Source organism: Nonomuraea sp. NPDC050733 (assembly GCF_040654215.1).
In the GTDB taxonomy this organism is placed as follows: domain Bacteria; phylum Actinomycetota; class Actinomycetes; order Streptosporangiales; family Streptosporangiaceae; genus Nonomuraea.
In genome coordinates, this window is the sequence record NZ_JBFAHO010000024.1 from 107,087 (window position 1) to 123,312 (window position 16,226).

A 16,226-nucleotide genomic window follows, 5' to 3' on the forward strand; every position below is an offset into this window, starting at 1 on the left:
CAACGTCTGGACACCGTGGTGTCTTCCCCGATGGTGGCACGACATCCCTGGCGCGAGCACCTTGTTATCGGGGCAACACGGGTGACCTTCGCTACCGGGGAGCGTCAGGAGGGTGACACCGTGATGTCTCCCGACCCGGCCTCCAGGGTCAGTTTGTGCGTGGAGGTGTCGTCGTCCTTGACGGAGATGTTCTCGTCGCCCGAGCCGACCTTGGTGGTCACGGCGTACGAGCCGTCGGGGACGCGCAGCCCGATGTCACCCGAGCCGGCGTCGGCCTGCACGCTGTCGGGGGCGGTCACGTACTTGAGCTCGACGTTGCCGGAGCCGGCCTCGGCGATGGCGGTCTTGCCGCCCAGGCCGGTGCCGTCCACGTCACCTGAGCCGGTGGAGACCTCCATCGGCCCGGTGAGGGAGCGGAGCGTGATGTCGCCGGAGCCGTTCTTCACGGTGACGGCGAGGCCCTTCGGGACTTCGACCTTGTAGTTGACGTCGCAGTCGCCCCAGCTCTTGAGCGCGTTGTCGCAGGTGTAGCTGAGCAGCAGCGTGTCGCCCTCGACCTTGTGCTGCGTCTTGGGCCTGTTGTCGCGCCACTGGATGGTCTCGGTGACGCGTACGGCGGCCCCGTCGTACTCGGTGACCGCGACGTCGCCCGACCCGCTCTTCACCTGGAGGCGGGCCACCTTGTCCGTGACCTGGTAGTCGACGGTGTCCTGATTGGTGGGGCCGGCCAGGCCCTGGAGCCCGCAGCCCGTCAGCAGCGCCACCGAGGCGAGCAGCCCGCCCGCGATCACGATCTTCTTCATGCCTGGATCCTCCCCCGCCACGGGTCTCGTGACATCGGGGATGCCCCCTAAGCGCCCCCGGGGGTACCCCCACCTTTGACCCTGGAGCGGGCATGAAGTAGCTTCGCTTCCATAATCCAGAAGAGGCTTTCCACAACATGGAAAAGAGGAGCGACATGGAGATCAACGGCCCGATCCTCGACCGGTTCGACGAGATCCTCACGCCGGAGGCGCTCGGCTTCGTGGCGGCGCTCCAGAAGGAGTTCGACCCCCGCCGCCTGGAGCTGCTGGCGGCTCGCCGGGCGAAGCAGGAGGAGCTGTCGGCCGGCGGCACCCTCGACTTCCTGCCCGGGACGAGGACGGTCAGGGAGGAGGAGTGGAGCGTCGCCCCGCCGGCCCCGGGCCTGGAGGACCGCAGGGTCGAGATCACCGGCCCGGTCGACCGCAAGATGACCATCAACGCGCTCAACTCCGGCGCCAAGGTCTGGCTGGCCGACTTCGAGGACGCCAACTCCCCGCTCTGGGCCAACTGCGTCGGCGGCCAGCTCAACCTGCGCGACGCCCTGGACCGGACCATCGACTTCGAGTCCGGCGGCAAGACGTACGCGCTGGGACCGGACGCCGAGCTGGCCACGATCGTCGTGCGCCCGCGCGGCTGGCACCTGGAGGAGAAGCACGCCAAGGTGGACGGCCGGCCCGTCTCGGCGTCGCTGTTCGACTTCGGCCTCTACTTCTTCCACTGCGCGCAGCGCCAGCTCGACAAGGGCAAGGGCCCGTACTTCTACCTGCCCAAGATGGAGTCGCACCTGGAGGCGCGGCTCTGGAACGAGGTGTTCGTCCACGCGCAGGAGCTGCTCGGCATCCCCCAGGGGACGATCCGGGCGACCGTGCTCATCGAGACGTACCCGGCGGCGTTCGAGATGGAGGAGATCCTGTACGAGCTGCGCGAGCACTCGGCGGGGCTGAACGCCGGCCGCTGGGACTACCTGTTCAGCGTCATCAAGAAGTTCCGCACCCGGGGCCGGGAGTTCCTGCTGCCGGAGCGCAACGCGGTCACGATGACGGCGCCGTTCATGCGCGCGTACACCGAGCTGCTGGTGCGCACCTGCCACAAGCGGGGGGCGCACGCGATCGGCGGCATGGCGGCGTTCATCCCGTCGCGCCGCGACCCCGAGGTCAACGCGGTGGCGCTGGAGAAGGTCCGCGCGGACAAGACGCGCGAGTCGGGCGACGGGTTCGACGGCTCGTGGGTGGCGCACCCGGACCTGGTGCCGGTCTGTCGTGAGGTGTTCGACGGGGTCCTCGGCGAGCGGCCCCACCAGATCGACAGGAAGCGCGAGGACGTCAGCGTCTCGGCCGCCGACCTGCTCTCGGTGGCGAAGACGCCCGGCGACATCACCGAGGCGGGCCTGCGCAACAACGTGGACGTGGCGCTGCGCTACCTGGCCGCCTGGATGGGCGGGCTGGGCGCGGTGGCGATCCACAACCTCATGGAGGACGCGGCCACCGCCGAGATCTCCCGCTCGCAGATCTGGCAGTGGATCCACAACGACATCACGCTCGCCGACACGGGCGCGCAGGTGACCAAGGAGCTGGTCGAGCGCATCATCGGCGAGGAGCTGGAGCGCATCTCCGCCGAGCCGGGCCACGACGAGGAGCTGTACGCTCAGGCCACGGCGCTGTTCAAGGAGGTCGCCCTGGACGACGAGTTCGCCGAGTTCCTCACGCTTCCCGCGTACGCGCGCATGCCGTAGAAGGAGCCGTATGACACCGAGCCCGTCCCCCGCCATCGCTCCCCTGACGGCCGCCCTGCGCTCGGGCCTGCCCGCCGACTCGGTGATCACCGATCCGGTACGGCTGCGCACGTACGAGTGCGACGGCCTGACCTACCACCGGGCCGTGCCCGGCGTGGTCGCGCTGCCGGAGACCGCCGAGCAGGTGGCGCTCGTGGTGCGGCTGTGCAACGAGCACGGCGTGCCGTTCGTGGCGCGGGGCTCCGGCACCGGGCTGTCGGGCGGCGCGCTGCCGCGCGAGGACGGCGTGCTCATCGTCACCTCGAAGATGCGCCGCGTCCTGGAGATCGACCTGCCCAACCGGCGGGCCGTGGTGGAGCCGGGCGTCACGAACCTCGCCATCACCGAGGCCGTGCGCGACCAGGGCCACTACTACGCCCCCGACCCGTCCAGCCAGCAGGTCTGCTCCATCGGCGGCAACGTGGCGGAGAACTCCGGCGGCGCCCACTGCCTGAAGTACGGCTTCACCGTCAACCATGTCGAGGCGTGCGAGATCGTCACCCCCGACGGCGACCTGGTCCGGCTCGACCGCATGGACCCCGGTTACGACCTGCTGGGTGCGTTCGTCGGCTCGGAGGGCACGCTGGGCGTCGCCACCAAGGTCACGGTACGGCTGAGCCGCGCGCCCGAGGCGGTGACCACGGTGTTGGCGGCGTTCCGGAGTATCGAGGAGGGCGGCCGGGCCGTGTCCGCGATCATCGGCGCGGGCATCGTGCCGGCGGCGATCGAGATGATGGACGCGCTGTCCATCGAGGCCGCCGAGGCGGCCGTGGCCTGCTCCTACCCGCGCGGCGCCGGAGCGGTGCTGATCGTGGAGCTCGACGGGCCCGAGGACGAGGTGGCGGCGCAGTTCGGCCGGCTGCGGGAGCTGTGCTCGGGCGCGTTCGAGACGCGGGTGGCGGCCGATCCGGCCGAGCGGGCGGCGATCTGGAAGGGCCGCAAGTCGGCGTTCGCGGCGGTGGGGCGCATCAGCCCCGCCTACATCGTGCAGGACGGCGTGGTGCCGCGCACCTCGCTGCCGCGCGTGCTGGCCGCCATCGACCGGCTGTCGGCGGAGCACCGCATCAGGGTGGCCAACGTCTTCCACGCCGGCGACGGCAACCTGCACCCGCTCGTGCTGTTCGACGACGCCGAGCCGGGCGCGGGCGAGCGGGCCGAGGTGGTGTCCGGCGCGATCCTCGACCTGTGCATCGAGCACGGCGGGTCGATCACCGGCGAGCACGGCGTGGGGGTGGACAAGGCCCGCTACATGCCGAAGATGTTCTCCGTCGACGACCTCGACACCATGCAGCTCGTCCGGTGCGCCTTCGACCCGAGGGGCCTGTCCAACCCGGGCAAGGTGTTCCCGACGCCGCGGCTGTGCGGCGAGGTCCCGGGCGTGCGGAAGGGCGTGCACCCGCTGGTCGAGTCCGGGGAGGCGGAGCACTTCTGATGTCACGCGAGCTGCTGGAGAAGACCGGCGTGACGGTCAGGGACGCCGTGGCCGGCGACGCGGTGGCCGGGGTGCGGCCGCGCTGGGTGGTGCTGCCGGAGACGGTCGGGGAGGTCTCGGCCGTGCTGCGGGCCTGCGCCGAGCAGGATCTCGCGCTCACGCCGGTGGGCGGCGGCACGAAGCTGCACTGGGGCGCGCCGCCCGAGCGCTGCGACGTGCTGCTCGACCTGTGCTGCCTGAACGAGGTGCTGGAGCACGCGGCGGGCGACCTGGTCGTGCGCGCCCAGGCCGGGGTGACGATGGGCGCGCTGGCCGGCGTGCTCGCGGCCGAGGGGCAGGAGCTGGCGCTGGACGCGCCCCCGGACGCCACCGTGGGCGGGACGCTGGCCACCGCGGCGTGCGGGCCGCGCGCCTTCCGGTACGGGACGCCGCGCGACCTGCTCATCGGCGTCACGGTCGTGCTGGCCGACGGCACCGTGGCCCGGTCGGGCGGCAAGGTCGTCAAGAACGTCGCGGGTTACGACCTGGGCAAGCTGTTCACCGGCTCGTACGGCACGCTGGGCGTGATCGCCGAGGCCACGTTCCGGCTGCACCCGCTGCCCCCGGACCGGCGCTGGCTGGTGGTGGACGGGGTGGAGCGCCCGCGCCAGACGGCCGCGCTGCTGGCGGCCTCCCAGGCGGAGCCGGTCGCGGTGGAGCTCGACCGGCCCGGCGGGGCGGCCCCGGTGACGCTGGCCGCGCTGGTGGAGGGCACGGCGGCCGAGCCGCGGGCCAGGGCGCTGCGCGAGGCGGTGGGGGCCGGCGAGGTGACCGAGCGGGCGCCTTCCTGGTGGGGCGCGCCGCCGCCGCACGACGAGGTGCTGCTGGAGGCCCGCTTCGTGCCCGCCGCGCTCGACGGGGTGCTGGAGGCGGCGGGCGAGCACGGGCTGTGGCTGCGCGGCTCGCCGGTCTCCGGCCGCCTGCGTCTGGCCCCGGCGGGAGACGTCACCGGGGAGCGGCTGGCCGGCGCCGTGGCCGCGCTGCGGGAGCGGGCGCACGCCGTCGTCGTGCTCGCCTCGCCGTACGAGGGCGTGGACCGGTGGGGCCCGGTCGGCGCGCTGCCGCTGATGCGGCGGGTCAAGAACCAGTTCGACCCCGGGCGGAGGCTGTCTCCGGGACGGTTCGCGGGAGGGATCTGACATGGACCCGGAGCTGATCGACGACTGCGTGCACTGCGGGTTCTGCCTGCCCACGTGCCCCACGTACGTGCTGTGGGGCGAGGAGATGGACTCCCCGCGCGGCCGCATCCACCTGATGAGCCAGCACGTCGAGGGCACTCCTGTGACGCCCGAGATGGCCGGGCACTTCGACGCGTGCCTGGGCTGCATGGCCTGCGTCACCGCCTGCCCGTCCGGGGTGCGCTACGACCGGCTGATCGAGCAGACACGGGCCGAGGTGGAGCGCGTCCACGTCCGGGAGCCGCGTGAGCGGGCCGTGCGCGGCCTGGTGTTCAGTCTGTTCCCCTACCCGCGCCGGCTCGGGCTGACCAGGCCGCTGACGGGGCTGACGCGGCGGCTGGCGCCGTTCCTGGAGCGGGCGCATCCCAGCCTGGGGGCGATGGCCGCGCTCACGCCCCGCGTGGAGCGGCGCCAGCGCCTGCCGCGCGTGGTCCGCGCCAGAGGGCCGCGCCGGGCCGTCGTCGGCATGCTCACCGGCTGCGTGCAGCGGGAGTTCTTCCCGCAGGTGAACGCGGCCACCGCGCGGGTGCTGGCGCTGGAGGGCTGCGACGTGGTCGTCCCGGCGGGTCAGGGCTGCTGCGGCGCGCTCAGCGTCCACTCCGGCCGCGACGACCAGGCCAGGCGGCTGGCCCGCCGCACGGTCCGCGCCTTCGAGCGGGCCGGCGTGGAGACGGTGGTGGTCAACGCGGCCGGCTGCGGCTCGTCGATGAAGGAGTACGGCGAGCTGCTCGGCACGGAGCCGCCCTTCCGGGTGCGTGACCTGTCGGAGTTCCTGGCCGAGCTGGGGCCGGTCGCGCCCCGGCATCCGCTGCCGGTCGTCGCGGCCTACCACGACGCCTGCCACCTGGCCCACGCGCAGGGCGTACGGGTTCAGCCGCGGGCGCTGCTGGCCGGCATCCCGGGGCTGGAGCTGCGCGAGGTGCCCGAGTCGGCCATCTGCTGCGGCTCGGCCGGCACGTACAACATCTTCCAGCCCGAGGCCGCCCGCGACCTCGGCGACCGCAAGGCCAAGGGGGTCGCCTCGACCGGCGCGGAGCTGCTGGTGTCGGCCAACCCCGGCTGCACGATGCAGATCGCCGCGGCCATGCGCCGGGCCGGGGCCACGATCCGGGTGGCGCACACGGCCGAGGTGCTGGACGCCTCGCTGCGCGGGGTGTCTCTGTGATCCGGGACGACATGGGGGACGAGGGGGCGGGCGCGTGAGCGTGCAGTCGATCGATCGGGCGCTGGACGTGCTGGAGACCCTGGCCGAGCACGGCGGCGCGGCCGGTCTGTCGGAGATCGCCGCGAAGACCGGGCTGCCGTACGGGACCATCCACCGGCTGCTGCGCACGCTGCTGGCGCGCGGCTACGTGCGCCAGGAGTCCGACCGCCGCTACGCGCTCGGCGCGGGGCTGGTGCGGCTCGGCGGGGTGGCCGAGGGCATGGTGGGCGAGTGGGCGCGGCCGCACCTCGCGCGGATGGTGGAGCTGTCCGGCGAGACGGCGAACCTGGCCGTGCTGGAGGGCGACTTCGTGGTGTACGTGGCGCAGGTGCCGTCGCCGCGGCGGCTGCGCATGTTCGCCGAGGTGGGCAGGAGGGTGCTGCCGCACAGCACGGCCGTGGGCAAGGTGCTGCTGGCGGGCCGCGGCGCGGAGGAGGCGGTGACGCTGCTGGAGCGCACCGGCATGCCGCGCCGCACGCCCAACACGATCACCGAGACCGCCGCCATGCTGGCCGAGCTCGACCGGGTCCGGGCGGCCGGCTACGCGCTGGACCTGGGCGAGGAGGAGCTGGGCGTGCACTGCCTGGCCGTGCCCGTGAGCGACGGAGAGCGCGTGGTGGCCGCGATGTCGGTGTCCGGGCCGGCCGAGCGGATCGACGCGGTCGACCGGGAGCAGCTGGCCGAGGGCCTGCGCACCATCGCGCGCGCCTTCGGGACCGAGCTGGCCCCGGTCACGACGGGCAGGTGACCGCGCCCGGCTGTCGTGTCGCACCATGAGCAACAGCCCGGCGCGAGGGGGATCGCGCGGCGCTTCGGCTATTACGGTTGAGGCATGTGCCGAAGCATCAAGACGCTGCGCCCGCCGTACACCGAGGACGTCACCGAGGACGACGTACGGGCCGCGGCGCTCCAGTACGTGCGCAAGATCTCCGGTTTCCGGTCGCCCGCCCCGCACAACGCGGAGGCGTTCGAGCGGGCCGTCGAGGAGATCACCCGGGCCTCGGAGGAGCTGCTGGGCGCGCTGAAGGTCCGCGGGACCCGCTGACCCGTCCCGGCGAGTCGCGCGGGGGTCGTTGACAGCGGCCCCCGCCGGGAGAAGTGTCCCCGGTGTACCCCCATCGGACGCCAGGGAGCTGCCATGATCAGCGGGCTGTACCAGGGTCAGGACGGCGGATCGCGACTGGAGCTCCGGATCGACGTGGACGGGGCGCGGCCCACCGGCCGGGTGAGCGGCGACCTGTTCTCCGTGGCCGGCTCGACCACCACCTACGCCGGCTCGTTCGTGGTGCACTCCCCCACCGTCCGCGCGGAGGGCGACGAGGCGCGCATCGCCGGGCGGGGGGCGTTCACGTTCGACACGCCCGCCAGGGACGTGACGGTCACGCTCACCGGCGGCTCCGGCACGGCCGAGGTGGCCGGCCGGGTCCTCCCCGTGGCGTTCGCCTCGGCGCACTTCCGGCAGGTGCTGCTGGAGGTGGACTCGGTCGCCGGGACGGTGCCGTTCGCCGGCTACCACACCGCGGCCCTGCCCGCCCCGGCCGGCTGCGCGCCGCGCGAGCTGAGCGTGGCCGCCGCCTACGCCGAGGCCGGCATCGGGCTGACCGTGGCGGAGCCCGGCGTCATCCCCGCCGACGGCTCCGGCGCGGACCTGGCCTGGGACGACGCCGAGCTGCACCACGCGATGACGCAGCAGTTCAGCCGGTTCGCCGACACGGTGGCCTGGCGGGTGTGGCTGCTGGTGGCCAGCCGGCACGTGGGCGGCTACCGGGGCATCATGTTCGACTACAACGACGCCCACCAGCGGCAGGGCTCCGCCGTCTTCTACGACGCGATCAGGGGTGACACGCCGCAGGCCCAGCGGGCGCAGCTGCGCACGTACGTCCACGAGCTCGGGCACGCGTTCAACCTGCTGCACTCCTGGCAGAAGAACCTGGGCAACCCGCCGCAGCCGCTCGGCCCCGACGGCGGCTTCGGCGACCTGTCATGGATGAACTACGTCCAGAACTACCGCCCCGGCGGCGAGCCCGGCTACTGGGCGGCGTTCCCGTTCCAGTTCACCGACGCCGAGCTGGTGCACCTGCGCCACGGCTTCTACCGGGACGTGGCCATGGGCGCCAACGCCTTCGGCACCGGAGCGGCCGAGATCGCGCCGTTCGAGCAGCCGGTGGAGGATCTGTCCGGGCTGCGGCTGGAGGTGCGGGCCAAGGAGGGGTTCGGCTTCGGCGAGCCGGTGGTGGTGGAGCTGAAGCTGTCCGTCACGGGCGAGCCGCGCGCCACCCACGGCCACCTGCATCCCGACACGGAGTTCACGCAGATCTGCGTCACCCAGCCGAGCGGCCGCACCCTCCTGTACCGGCCGATGATGCGCCACTGCGTGGACCACGCCACCGAGGTACGGCTCGACGCGGGCAGCCCGGCCCTGTACCGCAGCGCGTACATCGGGCACGGCCGTGACGGGCACTACTTCCAGCAGCCGGGCGAGTACCGGGTGCGCGGCCAGTACATCGGCGCCGACGGCTCGCGCATCGTCTCCGACCCCTGCCTGGTGCGGGTGCGCTACCCGGCCGGCGCCGACGACCACCGGGTCGCCGAGCTGATGCTCGGCGAGGAGCAGGGCAAGCTGTTCTCGCTGCTCGGCTCCGACTCGCCGGCGCTGCGCGCCGGCAACGAGGCGCTGGACGAGCTGATCGACCGGTACGGCACGCACCCCCTGACCATGTACGCCCGGATGGTCAAGGGGCTCAACGCCGAGCGGGAGTTCAAGACGATCACGGCGGGCAGGCGGCTGCGGGTGCGGCCCCCGGACCCCCGGCAGGGCGTGGAGCAGCTGTCGGCGGTGGCCCGCGCGGCCGGGTCCGGCGGGCTCATCGACAACATCACGCTCAACATGGTGATGCGGCGGCTGGCCAGGGCCGAGGCGCGGCAGGGCGACCTGGACCGGGCCGGCGCCGTGATGGACCGGATGGTGACGATCTTCGAAGAGAAGGGCGTCAACCCGGTCGTGTTAGGCCTGATCAGGCGGCAGGCCGAGCTGACGAAGGCGGCGCTCGGCGCGGAGTCCTGAGCTCGCCGCGCGGGTCTTATGCGGATTTCTGGATGTTCTCTGTACACGCGACTCGCAATCTAGATCTCCAGCAAGCGCGTTTCGACAGAGCAAACAGAGCTCGGGTGCCACCTGGGGACTCGTCCCCGGCACCCGTGGAAGGAATTCGCATGAGATCTAGAGGGATGCTCACGCTGGGCTTCGCCCTGTTAGTCGGCCTTGCATCGGGCCAGGCCGCGTCGGCCAGCACGACCTTCGCGCCGAAGACGGCGGTCGCCACGCCCACTCCCAGCGCCACTCCCTCACCCTCGACTCCCGCGGAGGACGAGGGCGAGGGCGGCGACCCGGCGAACGAGGTTAACGTCCCGCTCGCCTCGACCCTGGCGGCGCCGAAGTTCCAGATGCCCTTCCCCTGCGGCCAGTCGTGGACCGGCAACTCCAGCAACAGCAGCGCCCACCGGTCCTACGAGATCGACTGGAACCGGGGCAGCTCGGCCGACGCCGACCTCGGCGACACCGTCGTGGCCGCGGCGGCGGGCACCGTGGTCATCTCGGCCCACCAGGGCTCGACCAACGGCTACGGCAACCTCGTCAAGATCGACCACGGGGGCGGCTACACCTCCTTCTACGCGCACCTGAACTCGCGTTCCGTCTCCGCTGGCGCCCGGGTCTCCCAGGGCCAGAAGATCGGCACGCTCGGCAAGACCAGCAAGCCGGGCAACAACATCAGCCCGCACCTGCACTTCGAGATCCGCAAGGGCAGCAGCTACCCGTCGAACATCCAGAGGGCAGTCTTCAACGGCGTCACCTTCGGCTACCCGAACCAGACGCTGACCTCCAGGAACTGCGGCGGCGGCGGTGGCACCCCCGGCAACCCGGAGACCCCGGCGTCCGTGTGCGGCAGCGCCTTCAAGGTGATCGACCAGCAGGCGCTCGGCACGGCCGGCACCGTCTACCTGACCTACAACAGCGCCAACGGCCAGAACTGCGTCGCCACCCTCAAGAAGACGTCGCTGGGCACGAAGACCGCCACCAGCGCCTTCCTGGAAGTAAAGGGTAAGACCCGCACGACCGACAGCGGCAGCTTCACCTACTACGCGGGCCCGGTGAAGGCCACTGCGTCCGGCAAGTGCGTCAGGTGGGGCGGCAAGGCCGGAACGGCCACCTACACCAGCCCCTTCGAGCACTGCGGATGATCTCCGACGGCCGCCCGCTCCCCTGACGGGCGGCCGATCCGCGCACCCTCACGTGACCGCGGCCCGCCCTCTCGCCTGCGAGACGGCGGGCCGCGGTCATCAGTGCTTCGGCAGGCTCACGGGTCGGCCGCCGGAGCAGACGATCACCACCTCGACCTCCTCGCCCTCCTCCGGCTCGAACTCGACCTTGGCGCGGAGCGCGGGCCCGGGCTCGACGCCGTCCACGGAGAAGCCCTGCGCCGGGCTCCAGGAGCGCAGCCGTACCCGGTCGCCCTCGCAGGAGGCGATGACCGTGCCGCCGGCCGTCTGGAGGAGCCGGCCGCCCGCCGCCGGAGCGGCGGTGCCCGGCGAGGGTGCGGGGGTGCCGGTCGGGGGCGCGGACGTGCCGGTCGAGGGGGCGGGGGTGCCCGTGGGGCGGGGGCGCGCGGTCGCGGAGGCCAGCGCGGCGCGTACGTCGTCCCGGTCGAGCACCCGCCCGGAACCGCCCGTCAGGGAGCCGCCCAGCAGGCCGAGCACCGCCACTGCGGCGCCGGTCGCGGCGGCCGCGGTGGCGGCCCACGCCACGACGTACCTCTTCACCGCCCCAGCTTCCCCCGTCCATCGCTAAGCCGCCGTTAACGCGAGGATAAGAGACCCGGACCACCCGGCCGCACCGTCTACGGTTTCCTCATATGGCTGACATCCTGCTCATCGAGGACGACGGGGCGATCCGGACCGCGCTCAGCCGCGGGCTGCGCGACCTGGGCCACGCCGTCTCCTCCTCCCCCACCGCGTTCGAGGGGCTGCGGCTGGCCGTCGATGACCGGCCCGACCTGGTGGTCCTCGACCTCGGGCTGCCCGACCTCGACGGCGTGGAGCTGCTGCGCATGCTGCGCGCGGTGAGCCGGGTGCCGGTCATCGTGGCGACCGCCCGCGACGGCGACGCCGAGATGGTGCCGGTGCTCGACGCGGGCGCCGACGACTACGTGGTCAAGCCGTTCAGCGCGGCGCAGCTCGACGCGCGGGTCAGGGCCGTGCTGCGGCGCGCCGGCGAGCCCGCGCCCGCCGCGCTGCGCGTCGGCGGCCTCAGCGTGGACCCGCGGGGACGCGCCGCCACACTCGACGGCGCGCCGCTGGACCTGACGCCGCGCGAGTTCGACGTGCTGCACTACCTCGCCGCCCGGCCGGGCGAGGTGGTGACCAAGCGGCAGCTTCTGACGGAGGTGTGGCAGCTCCCGTACGGCGGCGCCGACAAGACCGTGGACGTCCACCTGTCGTGGCTGCGCAGGAAGCTCGGCGAGACCGCCTCCGAGCCCCGCTACCTGCACACGGTGCGCGGGGTCGGGGTGAAGCTGGTCGACCCGTCGTGAGGCGCTGGCTCGCGCTGCTGGTGGCGGCCACCACGTCGGTGGTGCTCATCGCGTTGCTGGTGCCGATGGCGCTGCTCATCCGCGCCGTGGCCGAGAACGGCGCGATGAGCCGCGCCACGGGCGCGGCGGCGTCGGTCGGTGTCGCGGCCGGCACCGATGACCTGCCGCTGGCGGTGGAGCGCGTGGAGCTGCCGGTCACGGTCTTCCTGCCGGACGGGCGCACCCTGGGCGCCCCCGCCCCGCGCTCCGAGGCGGTACGACTGGCGGCGACGGGCCGCAGCGTGACGGCCGAGGCGCCGGGCGGCAGGGAGGTGCTGGCCGCGGCCCAGTCGCCGCAGGGCACGGTCGTGACCCGGGTGTTCGTGAGCGAGGACGAGCTGACGCGCGGGGTGCGCGAGGCGTGGGGCGCGCTGGCGGGCCTCGGGCTGGCGCTGGTGGTGCTCGGCATCCTGCTGGCCGACCGGCTCGCGCTCGCGGTGACGCGGCCGGTCGACGGGCTGGCCCGGGTCTCGCACCGGCTGGCGGGCGGCGACCTGGAGGCGCGGGCCGAGCCCGGCGGGCCGCCGGAGGTGCGCTCGGTGGCGCTCGCGCTCAACCACCTGGCCGGGCGGATCGGCGACCTGCTCACGGCCGAGCGCGAGTCGGTGGCGGACCTGTCGCACCGGCTGCGCACGCCGCTGACGGCGCTGCGGCTGGACGCCGAGTCGCTGCGCGACCCCGAGGAGGCGGCCCGGCTGGGGGCACGCGTGGACGCGCTGGAGCGGGTGGTGAGCGCGGTCATCACCGGGGCGCGCCGCCGCTCGGCCGGGCGGCAGACGTGCGACGCGGCGGCGGTGGTGCGGGAGCGGGTGCGGTTCTGGTCGGTGCTGGCCGAGGACCAGGGGCGTGAGGTGGAGGTGTCCGTGCCCGGGACGGCCCTGCCGGTGGCGGTGGGCGCGCAGGACCTCGCGGCGTGCGTGGACGCGCTGCTGGGCAACGTCTTCGCGCACACGCCCGAGGGCGCGGCCCTGTCCGTGCGGCTCGGGCCGCGCCCGGAGGGGGTGGTGCTGGTGGTGGCCGACCAGGGGCCGGGGTTCGAGCCGGCGCTGCTCAGGCGGGGCGACAGCGGAGGCGGCTCGACCGGACTCGGGCTCGACATCGCCCGCCGTACGGCGGAGTCGTCGGGCGGCTCCCTCGGGGTCTCGCGCGGCCCGGACGGCGGCGCGGTGGTCGAGGTGGTCCTCGGCGGCGGTTGAGGCCGGCGCCGTCGAGCGGCGAACGGACCCTGGCGGGCGCCACGGGGCGAGGCGGGGGTCCTGACGAGCGTCACGAGGCGAGGCGGGGTCCTGGCGGGCGGCCGGCGAGTGCGGCTGGCGTCATCGGGTGCTCGCGCGGTACACCGGGGGGATGACGCCGTACCTGGTCGGGCCGGACGGGCTCCGGGTGGAGCCCGTCGAGCTGCGCGTGGACACGGTCCACTGGCTGTTCGCGCGCATGATCGAGCCCGCGGCCCGGCCGGGGGAGGTCTGGTACCGGGTCACCCGGCACGGCCACGCCCTCGGCACGGGCTACTACCAGCTCGACCAGCTCCAGGAGATCGTGGACCTGGCCGAGCTGCACGCCCCGGCGGACGCCGGGGAGGAGACGGCCTGAGAGCCCGTCCGGGACCCGGCCGCGTACGGCGCTATGAAGTCCATAACCACGGCTTAGCGTCGGCTTACCGCCCGCCGCGCTTACCTGAGGACATGCAGCTCACGAAGAGATTCATGATCGTCGGTACCGGTGTCGTCCTGTCCCTCGCGGGCGGGAGCTACGCGCTGGCGGCGGCCGCCACCTCCGAGGACGGGGCCCGGGACCGGGCCGTCTCCGTCGCGGCCCCCTCCGCGCCCAAGGTGCTCGCCGAGCAGGCGCTCAAGATCGCGGCCAAGGAGGTGCCGGGCGGCTGGGTCGCGGACCTGTCGCTCGACCGGGACGACAACGGCAAGGACGTCTGGGACGTCGACGTGGTCAAGGGCGACACGCGCAGCGACCTGGACATCGACGCCACCACCGGCAAGGTCCTGTCCAACAAGGCCGACGACGACCACCGGGACGACAACGACGGCCGGGACGACCGGAACGACGACCACGACGACGACGGCAACTGACGGGGCGCCTCCGCTCCGGCACCGGAGCCCCGCCACGTGACACGATCGCCCTCCGGCCGACCGGCCGGAGGGCGTCTCAGGCGGGAGCGGGGTCAGCAGGAGGACAGGATGCCCTGCATGGCGTCCTTCTCCCCGCTCGTGACCCACACGCCGTACTTCGCCTTCACGTCGATCTGACGGGCGATGTAGGCGCACCGGTACGCCTTGCGCGGGGGCAGCCAGGTGGCGGCGTCGGAGTCACTCTTCTGGTTGTTCAGCGGGCCGTCGACCGCGAGCAGGTTGAGCGGGTCGTTGGCGAACTCCTTGCGCTTGGCGGCCGTCCACTGCTGGGCGCCCTTCTGCCAGGCGTCGGAGAGCGGCACCAGGTGGTCGATCTGCACCGCCGTGCTGGTGTCCTGGCCGCGCTTGAAGGTGATGGTCTTCCCGCTGTACGGGTCGTCCAGGACGCCGCTGAGCACGATGCAGTCGTGCGTCCCGGACTTGAACTTCTCGTCGCGCAGGTCCCGCTTCAGGATGTCGTTGCGGGTGTCGCAGCCGTTGTGGTCGACGTCCGACCACGCGGGGCCGAACTTCTCCCGCTCGAACCCGGTTCGCGGGGCCCGCCCCTTGACCTCCAGCTTGCCGAGCTTCTTCCGCGCCTCGCCGACGTCCGCCTTGTCGGACTTCGAGGACGTGGACGAGGTGTCCGAGTCCGCCCCCGACCGGGCTGCTAACCCACCACACCCAGCAAGTGCCACCACCGCGGCCATTCCGGCCAAACCCGCCCGAACCCGCACGTCCCCACCCCAGACTTCAGATTTGTGTAAAGCCTAGGTATAGCAATTACCCCTAATTGCCTAAGTATCCCGCCATGCGTCGAGGAGCCATTCCGCCAGATACGCGGCGTACGAGGCGCGGACGTGGATCCGGAACCCCGAGCTCACGCCGGCGGCAGAGGTAGGGGGCGGTTCGCAATGGCCGGGGCGAATCCATACCCTTGAGAAGGTGGAGGACGTCGTAGACCTCGATGAAGTTCCGCTGGCCGCGCTCCTCGACGAAGACCGGGGCGAGTTGGACCTTCTCGAAGCGATCGAGCTCACACTCGTGCAGGTCGACACTGGAACGACCCGCCACGAGCAGCTCCGCCACGGCCTTGGCCACGCCTGCCGAATGCGTCACCCACACCGCCTCCGCCACCCGGAACCCGTTCAGGTCCGGAGCCTCGCCCACCAGCGGGAAGCCGTCGGGGGTGAAGGAGAAGACGCCGTTGACGCCCTCCTCGGGAGCCGTGCCGGCCAGCACGGCAGCCCCGGCCATGGCGCGCACCGACGGCCCCCGGAACCCGGCCGCGCACACGACCACGTGGGCCGCGATGACCCGATGCTCCGGGCCGCCCGTCCTTTCCCGCGCGCCCGTCCGCTCCGGCGTGGTCTTCCCCGGCCTTTCCGGTGGGCTCTTCCCGGGCCCGTCAGTGACGAGCTCTCCCGCCCCCTCCGTGGCGAGCTCTCCCGGCCCCTCCGTGGCGAGTTCGCCCCGCTCGGCCGCGCGCCGTGCCTGCGCCTCACCGCACGCCACCGCCGCCGCCAGCCCGTCGCCCGGTACGTGAAGACCGCCCAGGACCCGGCGTGCGTCGAGCAACGGCCACAGCCGCGCGCACCGGGCCAGATCGACCAGCTCGGCCTCGACTCCCCACGCCTCGGCCCAGCCGTGCTTGCGGTGCAGGCCGGCCCAGCGCTCGGGGGTGGTGGCCACCTCAAGCCCGCCGACCCGGTCGAAGCAGGGCCCCCCGCCGAGGGTCAGCCCGCCGTACTTGCGGACCGTGTACGCGGCGAACTCCGTCATGGCCTTCGACGGGTTGGTCTGGAAGACCAGGCCCGGGGCGTCGGTCCAGCCGCGTCCGGTGAGCTCGTCGGCCAGGGCGCAGCCGACGATGCCGGCTCCGATGATCACGAGACGCGGCCGGCCCACCATGCGCTGTCCGGTTTCTTATTACGGGATTACGCAACGACCGTGACTCCTCCACCCCGTAAACGGGGTGGCTTCTCGCTACGCCGCGCGGGCGTCGCGGAGGACCAGCCCGGCCCTCTTGATGTTGCTCGCCGCGA

Annotated in this window: 15 protein-coding genes and 1 pseudogene; 12 read left to right on the forward strand and 4 right to left on the reverse strand. The window is 73.1% G+C overall.

Translation table 11 applies throughout. The annotated features are described in order from the left end of the window. Window positions 1-104 precede the first annotated feature (104 nt). Window positions 105-803, reverse strand: a complete 699-nt coding sequence (locus AB0H64_RS30260; protein WP_357631361.1) for a DUF4097 family beta strand repeat-containing protein — start codon at window positions 801-803, stop codon at window positions 105-107. A gap of 137 nt (window positions 804-940) precedes the next feature. Here AB0H64_RS30260 and aceB point away from each other — a divergent pair, with 137 nt between their 5' ends. The 8 genes from aceB (at window position 941) to AB0H64_RS30300 (ending at window position 10,667) form a co-directional block, all read left to right on the forward strand. Next, window positions 941-2,536, forward strand: coding sequence for a malate synthase A (gene aceB / locus AB0H64_RS30265; RefSeq protein ID WP_357631364.1), 1,596 nt, complete (start codon window positions 941-943; stop codon window positions 2,534-2,536). Between the two features lie 10 nt (window positions 2,537-2,546). Then, window positions 2,547-4,007: an FAD-linked oxidase C-terminal domain-containing protein gene (locus tag AB0H64_RS30270; protein WP_357631367.1), complete on the forward strand. Its 1,461-nt coding sequence runs from the start codon at window positions 2,547-2,549 to the stop codon at window positions 4,005-4,007. Then, window positions 4,007-5,185: an FAD-binding oxidoreductase gene (locus tag AB0H64_RS30275; protein WP_357631370.1), complete on the forward strand. Its 1,179-nt coding sequence runs from the start codon at window positions 4,007-4,009 to the stop codon at window positions 5,183-5,185. The genes AB0H64_RS30270 and AB0H64_RS30275 overlap by 1 nt, the downstream gene beginning before the upstream one ends. A gap of 1 nt (window position 5,186) precedes the next feature. After that, window positions 5,187-6,389, forward strand: a complete 1,203-nt coding sequence (locus AB0H64_RS30280; protein WP_357631372.1) for a heterodisulfide reductase-related iron-sulfur binding cluster — start codon at window positions 5,187-5,189, stop codon at window positions 6,387-6,389. A 40-nt stretch (window positions 6,390-6,429) separates the two neighbouring features. Next, window positions 6,430-7,176, forward strand: a complete 747-nt coding sequence (locus tag AB0H64_RS30285) for an IclR family transcriptional regulator (protein ID WP_357631409.1) — start codon at window positions 6,430-6,432, stop codon at window positions 7,174-7,176. A gap of 84 nt (window positions 7,177-7,260) precedes the next feature. Further along, window positions 7,261-7,473, forward strand: coding sequence for a DUF2277 domain-containing protein (locus AB0H64_RS30290; protein ID WP_357631375.1), 213 nt, complete (start codon window positions 7,261-7,263; stop codon window positions 7,471-7,473). A gap of 93 nt (window positions 7,474-7,566) precedes the next feature. Continuing rightward, window positions 7,567-9,492 (forward strand): hypothetical protein, encoded by a 1,926-nt coding sequence (locus tag AB0H64_RS30295; RefSeq protein ID WP_357631377.1) that lies wholly within the window; start codon window positions 7,567-7,569, stop codon window positions 9,490-9,492. Between the two features lie 149 nt (window positions 9,493-9,641). Continuing rightward, window positions 9,642-10,667 (forward strand): M23 family metallopeptidase, encoded by a 1,026-nt coding sequence (locus tag AB0H64_RS30300; protein WP_357631380.1) that lies wholly within the window; start codon window positions 9,642-9,644, stop codon window positions 10,665-10,667. A 99-nt stretch (window positions 10,668-10,766) separates the two neighbouring features. On the opposite strand, the gene AB0H64_RS30305 is transcribed toward AB0H64_RS30300, so the two are convergent. Then, window positions 10,767-11,246, reverse strand: a complete 480-nt coding sequence (locus tag AB0H64_RS30305; RefSeq protein ID WP_357631383.1) for a hypothetical protein — start codon at window positions 11,244-11,246, stop codon at window positions 10,767-10,769. 92 nt (window positions 11,247-11,338) lie between these two features. On the opposite strand from AB0H64_RS30305, the gene AB0H64_RS30310 reads away from it, so the two are divergent. From AB0H64_RS30310 to AB0H64_RS30325, 4 genes are all read left to right on the forward strand, one after another. Further along, the gene (locus AB0H64_RS30310) at window positions 11,339-12,016 is read left to right on the forward strand and encodes a response regulator transcription factor (protein ID WP_357631385.1); all 678 of its coding nucleotides are present in this window, start codon (window positions 11,339-11,341) and stop codon (window positions 12,014-12,016) included. Next, entirely contained in the window at window positions 12,013-13,251 is a 1,239-nt protein-coding gene (locus tag AB0H64_RS30315; protein WP_357631388.1) for a HAMP domain-containing sensor histidine kinase, read from the forward strand. Before AB0H64_RS30310 ends, AB0H64_RS30315 begins: the two co-directional genes overlap by 4 nt. A gap of 151 nt (window positions 13,252-13,402) precedes the next feature. Then, a complete protein-coding gene (locus tag AB0H64_RS30320) occupies window positions 13,403-13,648 on the forward strand; it encodes a hypothetical protein (RefSeq protein WP_357631391.1) in 246 nt (81 codons plus the stop codon). A gap of 113 nt (window positions 13,649-13,761) precedes the next feature. Continuing rightward, a complete protein-coding gene (locus AB0H64_RS30325; protein ID WP_357631393.1) occupies window positions 13,762-14,142 on the forward strand; it encodes a PepSY domain-containing protein in 381 nt (126 codons plus the stop codon). A gap of 92 nt (window positions 14,143-14,234) precedes the next feature. Here AB0H64_RS30325 and AB0H64_RS30330 read toward each other — a convergent pair whose 3' ends face one another. Further along, window positions 14,235-14,891 carry an HNH endonuclease family protein gene (locus tag AB0H64_RS30330; RefSeq protein WP_357631412.1) on the reverse strand — a complete coding sequence of 219 codons (657 nt, stop codon included), beginning with the start codon at window positions 14,889-14,891 and terminating at the stop codon, window positions 14,235-14,237. Between the two features lie 163 nt (window positions 14,892-15,054). After that, window positions 15,055-16,092, reverse strand: a pseudogene (locus AB0H64_RS30335) (FAD-dependent oxidoreductase); the annotation flags it as partial. Window positions 16,093-16,226: the final 134 nt, after the last annotated feature.